5 protein-coding genes are annotated in these 5,691 nt (G+C 73.2%); 4 read left to right on the top strand and 1 reads right to left on the bottom strand.

Annotated elements, in window-relative coordinates:
• Positions 1-316 (bottom strand): transglycosylase family protein (locus ACFV6I_RS13105; RefSeq protein ID WP_380425045.1); only part of this gene is annotated, 316 nt, incomplete at its 3' end.
• Positions 317-817: 501 nt separating this feature from the next.
• Between ACFV6I_RS13105 and ACFV6I_RS13100 the strand changes: the two genes are divergently transcribed.
• From ACFV6I_RS13100 to ACFV6I_RS13085, 4 genes are all read left to right on the top strand, one after another.
• Positions 818-1,312, top strand: a complete 495-nt coding sequence (locus ACFV6I_RS13100) for a universal stress protein (protein ID WP_063350616.1) — start codon at positions 818-820, stop codon at positions 1,310-1,312.
• Positions 1,313-1,367: 55 nt separating this feature from the next.
• Positions 1,368-2,822: a PLP-dependent aminotransferase family protein gene (locus tag ACFV6I_RS13095; RefSeq protein ID WP_380425043.1), complete on the top strand. Its 1,455-nt coding sequence runs from the start codon at positions 1,368-1,370 to the stop codon at positions 2,820-2,822.
• A 220-nt stretch (positions 2,823-3,042) separates the two neighbouring features.
• Positions 3,043-3,555: a hypothetical protein gene (locus ACFV6I_RS13090; RefSeq protein WP_063350618.1), complete on the top strand. Its 513-nt coding sequence runs from the start codon at positions 3,043-3,045 to the stop codon at positions 3,553-3,555.
• Between the two features lie 604 nt (positions 3,556-4,159).
• A complete protein-coding gene (locus ACFV6I_RS13085; RefSeq protein ID WP_063350619.1) occupies positions 4,160-5,569 on the top strand; it encodes a family 2B encapsulin nanocompartment shell protein in 1,410 nt (469 codons plus the stop codon).
• The last annotated feature ends 122 nt before the right edge of the window (positions 5,570-5,691 follow it).

The raw sequence follows: 5,691 nt of genomic DNA, 5'->3' as shown, positions 1-5,691 counted from the left end.
CGATCTGCTGGTCCTTGGTGGCCTGGTGGGCCTGCGGGGCGTACGCGGTGCCGCCGAAGGCGGCCCAGGTGCTGGAGGTGAACTGCAGGCCGCCGAAGAAGCCGTTGCCGGAGTTGACGGCCCAGTTGCCGGTGGCCTCGCAGGAGGCGACCTTGTCCCAGACCGTGGCCGGCGCGGCGGAGGCGCTGGTGGCCGTGACGAGGCCGGCGACCGGCAGGGCGGTGATCGCCCCGGCCATCAGAGCCATCCGGACGCGGTTGCGGCGCTTCGGGGTGGCAGTGGTGGTGGCAGCGGCAGTCTCGTTACGGAAAGTCATGCGGGTCCTTTCGGAGGGGGCTGCGAGCGTGCGGAACCAGGCCCTCGGAAGGCCGTTGGTTTCGGGGGACACGTTGCTCGCCTGGTCCGGCACCGTTCCGGATCCGGGGCGGTGAGGCCGACCGGAGCGGAGTGCTTGGTGCAACGAGTTCGAAGGTACGGGGGCGATTGAGGCGGTTTCAAGGATTTGGAGGTTTAGGCACGTCAGGGGGCTGTTACCGGTCGTAAGGATCAAGGAAATGACATGATTTGGCCCGATTTGCCACCATTTGCAAGATCAAACCACTCGGCGAAGTGGCCTGCGTCACGCCGCATGCCCTGTGAGCCCGCCCACATCGTCGACAGCGCGTGACGGCCCACCAGCCCCCGGTGTCGAAATCGCCGCACCGTCCGGCGCCCCGGGTGGCCCGCACCACAACCCTCACCGGGAGGGCCCCCTCCGCTCACGCACGGTGGCGGGCATAGCCTCGGGGCCATGAGCAACGAGAGCGATGCAGAGGACATGGAGGCCGTCGGCGGCGCCGAGGAGCCCGGGGTGGCAGCGGCCCCCGCGGGCTTCGAACTGGGGACGGACGGGCCCAAGGTGATCCTGGCGGGGCTGGACGGCTCCGACTCCTCCTGGCGCGCCACCGCCTACGCCGCCGGGCTGGCCCGCCGGCAGGGCGCCACCCTCGCGGTCGCCTACGTCCAGCCGATCCTGGGTGCGGCCACCGCCCTGGCCGGGGCGGCGGTGGAGGAGACCACCCAGGAGATCGCGGACGAGCTGCTGTCCGCCCTGCGCGAGGCCGAGCACCACGTGAAGGAGGTGTGGCGGGTGGAATGGCGCTTCCTCACCATGCGCGGCGACCCCTATACGGGGCTGGCCAAGCTCGCGGACGAACTGCGTGCCGACGCCGTCGTGGTCGGCGCCTCCGAGCAGGCCGGGCACCGGGTGATCGGCTCGGTCGCCGTCCGCCTGGTGAAGGCGGGCCGCTGGCCGGTCACCGTGGTGCCGTAGCGCGGGCCGGGCCGCCCGGCAGGGGGCCGGGCGGCGGCGGGTAGGGTGCGTGACCATGACGGAAACGCCGGGCGCGCACCCCACCGGGCCCGCCCACCCGACCGGCAGCGACCTGCACCTCGACCTCCCCGCCGTCGGGGGCCGCCGTGCCGCGCTGATGGCGGCCCTGCGCGAGGCGATCCGCAGCGGCCGACTCGCCCCCGGCACCCGGCTGCCGCCGTACCGTGCGCTCGCCGCCGACCTCGGGCTGGCCCGCAACACCGCCGCCGAGGCGTACGCCGAACTCGTCGCGGAGGGCTGGCTGACCGCCCGTCAGGGCTCCGGCACCGCCGTCGCCGAGCGCGCCGAGCCCGTCCCGCCGAGCCCGTCCCCTCGACCCTCCCTGCGGCCGGGGCCCGTCCACGACCTGCGCCAGGGCCAGCCGGACGCCGCGTCCTTCCCGCGCACCGCCTGGCTGGCCGCCGCCCGGCGGGCGCTGACCGCGGCGCCCAACGAGGCCTTCGGGCCCGGTGATCCGCAGGGACGGCCCGAACTGCGCACCGCCCTCGCCGACTACCTGGCCCGCGTCCGCGGAGTGCGCACGGACCCGGACCGGATCGTGGTCTGCTCGGGCTTCGCCCACGCGCTGCGGCTGCTGTTCGCCGGCGGGGCGCCCGCCCTGCCGCCCGAGGCGACCGGGCCGCTGGCCGTCGAGGCGTACGGGCTGGGGTTCCACCGCGGGCTGCTGGCCGCCGCCGGGGTCGCCACCGTGCCCCTTCCGGTCGACGAACACGGCGCCCGGCTCGGCGGGTTGGCGCACCGTCAGGACGTCCGGACGGCCCTGCTCACCCCCGCCCACCAGTTCCCGACCGGCGGACCGCTGCACGCCGGCCGCCGCGCCGCCGTGGTCGACTGGGCGCGCGGGCGCGGCGGCCTGCTGCTGGAGGACGACTACGACGGCGAGTTCCGCTACGACCGCCAGCCGGTCGGCGCCGTCCAGGGGCTCGACCCCGAGCGGGTGGTCTACCTCGGCTCGGTCAGCAAGAGCCTGTCGCCGGCGCTGCGGCTCGGCTGGATGGTGCTGCCGGACCACCTGGTCGACCGGGTGCTCGCCGCCAAGGGCGAACGCGAGGGCTGGGCCAGCGCGTTGGACCAGCTGACCCTCGCCGAGCTGATCGACTCCGGCGGCTACGACCGGCACGTGCGGCGGATGCGCCGCCGCTACCGGGAGCGCCGCGACCAGCTGGTGGCCGCGCTGGCGGCGAGCGCCCCGCACGTCGGGGTCTCCGGCGTCGCGGCCGGCCTGCACGCCGTCCTGCGGCTGGAGCCCGGCACCGAGCACGCGGTGCTCCAGGCCGCCGCCCGCCGGGGCCTGGGCCTGGACGGGCTCGCCGACTTCCGGCACCCGGGGATCGGCCCGGAGGCCATGCCGGTCATGGACGGCCTGGTCGTGGGCTACGCCACGCCGCCCGACCACGCCTACCCGGCGGCGCTCGCCGCGCTCTGCGACATCCTGCCGCCGCCCGCCTGAACCGGCCGGGCCAGGGGCGGCCGGACCGGCGCCGGCCCGCCGGGCGACGGGCCTCGGGTGGCCGTCCGGGGCGGCGGGCGAAGCATAGGGCCCCGGGCGGGGGAGTGGGGGCGGAACGCGGCCGGGCTGGTCCACGGTGTCCGCCCCCGACTCGTGCGTCGGTACGGACCGGGGCGGAGCGGGGCAACGGAACCGGTACGGCGCCCTACGCTCCTTGGTCATGCGCAGAACACATTTGAGCCGTGTCGCCCTCGCCGCGTGCCCGGCCCTCGCCGTCGGTCTGCTCCTCTCCGCCACACCCGCCCAGGCCGACACCCCGCTGCCCTTCACGGCCGTCTCCGACCGGCAAACGACCGTCCGGGGCGGCGAGTTCACCCTGACCCTGACGCTCAGCAACCCGTACGACACGCCGATCCAGTTCGTGTACCAGAGCGTTCAGCCGACCTACCAGACCAGTCTGGAGAACGGCCTCAAGTTCGCCGCCACGGCCTGCGGCACCCAGACCAACGGCTGCAGCGACAACGTCCACGGCGGGATCGCGCGGTACAACGTGCCGCTCGCCCCCGGTGCCACCAGCAGCTTCACGGTCACCTACACCGTGGCGCCGGACTCGACCTGCGGCGCGGCGACCAGGATCGACTTCTACTCCTACCTGTACTACGAGTACAAGGGGGGCGAGGCCAAGAACTCCGGCATCGTCGGCATCCCCGGCAGCCAGATCGCCTGCGCCTGACGCATCGCCCGACCGGCGCTGCCCTCGCCGCTTCCCCGTCGCACCCCCACTGCGCATCCCCGATCCCCCGTCAGGTGCCGGCCGCCCCCGTCCCGGCACCTGACGGGCCGTTCGCGTGCCCGGAGCCCGGTGGCGGGCCGGTGCCCATGGTCGGGGCGCAGCTGACCTGCCCCGTTTCGCCGCCCCCGTTGACGATCCGCTCCCGCCGATGTCGTACGGGAGGTACGCCTGTCGTACGGGAGGTACGCCGCCTGTCCGCTTTGTCCGGGCGCGCGGGCAGTCGCGGGCGGGCGTCGGTCGCGCGGGATCCGCGGTGGCGAACGGATGTTCTCGCGACCTGGGGCCCGAACGGAATGGGACTGCTTCAGATTCACCCTATCGGGGGGTAGTCGGTCTCCGCGCGGGTCCGGCCGGGCGCTGGTGATCTAGGGTTCCCGATGGGCCGCCGGGAGACGGTGGCCGTGATCGCGATGAATCGCCAACACCCCCATCGATACGCGTGTCTGATGATCCGTCATGGCATCAGTCGGGGTGGGCAGGGACGACTCCGTCGCCGTCCGACCCTGACCGCGTGATCCGACCAGATGAATGGAGACCCCTGCCGATGCCCGTGGACACGAGCCCGGAGACAGCGCAGGTCCCGCAGCAGTCCAGCCTCACGACGGCCGCTGCCCGCAACCTTGCCACCACGACCAAGTCCGCACCGCAGATGCAGGAGATCACCTCCCGCTGGCTGCTCAAGGTGCTTCCCTGGGTACAGGCCGCCGGCGGCGCCTACCGTGTCAACCGACGGCTCACCTACACCGTCGGCAACGGTGTGGTCGAGTTCATCAAGACCGGCTCCCAGGTCCGGGTGATCCCCGCCGAGCTGGGTGAGCTCGCCCTGCTGCGCGGCTTCGAGGACGAGGAGGTGCTGACCGCCCTCGCCGACCGCTGCGAGCAGCGCGACTTCGGCCCCGGCGAGGTGCTCACCACCCAGGGCGAGGCCGCCGACCGGATCTTCCTGATCGCGCACGGCAAGGTCAACAAGATCGGCACCGGCAAGTACGGCGACGACACCGTGGTCGGCGTGGCCGGCGACGGCGACCGCTTCGGCGACGACGCCCTGCTGAACCCGGACGCCGCCTGGGAGTTCACCGCCACGACCGCCACCGCCGGCGTCGCGCTCACCCTGACCCGCCGCGACTTCGCCGCCATCCGGGACAACTCGCCGAGCCTCCAGGAGCACCTGCTCGGGTTCCTGGCCCTGCCGCAGCAGGCCCAGAACGAGCGCGGCGAGGCCGAGATCGCCATGTCGGCCGGCCACCACGGCGAGTTCGAGCTGCCCGGCGCCTTCGTGGACTACGAGCTCAAGCCCCGCGAGTACGAGCTGAGCGTCGCGCAGACCATCCTCAAGGTCCACACCCGCGTCGCCGACCTGTACAACGAGCCGATGAACCAGGTCGAGCACCAGCTCCGGCTGACCATCGAGGCGCTGCGCGAGCGCCAGGAGCACGAGCTGGTCAACAACCCGGAGTTCGGCCTGCTCAACAACGCCGACTTCGACCAGCGGATCCAGACCCACTCCGGCCCGCCCACCCCGGACGACCTGGACGAGCTGCTCAACCGCCGCCGCGACCCCGACTACCTGCTCGCCCACCCGCGCGCGATCGCCGCGATCGGCCGCGAGTTCAACGCCCGTGGCCTGTACCCCCACCACGTCGACCTCGGCGGGCAGCAGGTGCCGGCCTGGCGCGGGGTGCCGATCCTGCCGTGCAACAAGATCCCGATCACCAAGGAGAACACCAGCTCCATCCTGGTGATCCGTACCGGTGAGGACAACCAGGGCGTCATCGGCCTGCACCAGAACGGCATCCCGGACGAGTATCAGCCCTCGCTGTCCGTCCGCTTCATGGGCATCGACGAGAAGGCGATCATCTCGTACCTGGTCAGCGCCTACTACTCGGCCGCGATCCTGGTGCCGGACGCGGTCGGCGTCCTGGAGAACGTCGAGATCGCGCACCGCCGCCACTGAGGACGGCCGACAAGGGGCCCGGGCCGTAACCGGCCGGCTCGAAGATCGTTTGACCTGATGACGGACGGCCCGCCCCCGGAAGGCGGGCCGTCCGCCGGATAGTGCCCCAACACGTCGGATCG

Origin of the sequence: Kitasatospora sp. NPDC059803 (genome assembly GCF_042732255.1) — a bacterium.
Lineage (GTDB): Bacteria > Actinomycetota > Actinomycetes > Streptomycetales > Streptomycetaceae > Kitasatospora.
Note: the sequence above shows the minus strand (reverse complement) of the source record. Positions and strands in the feature narration are given on the sequence as shown.

Bases quoted from the DNA above. Each gene is read 5' to 3' on its own strand.
- ACFV6I_RS13100 (WP_063350616.1), top strand. From the start codon at position 818: ATGGAGGCCGTCGGCGGCGCCGAGGAGCCCGGGGTGGCAGCGGCCCCC.
- ACFV6I_RS13095 (WP_380425043.1), top strand. From the start codon at position 1,368: ATGACGGAAACGCCGGGCGCGCACCCCACCGGGCCCGCCCACCCGACC.
- ACFV6I_RS13090 (WP_063350618.1), top strand. From the start codon at position 3,043: ATGCGCAGAACACATTTGAGCCGTGTCGCCCTCGCCGCGTGCCCGGCC.
- ACFV6I_RS13085 (WP_063350619.1), top strand. From the start codon at position 4,160: ATGCCCGTGGACACGAGCCCGGAGACAGCGCAGGTCCCGCAGCAGTCC.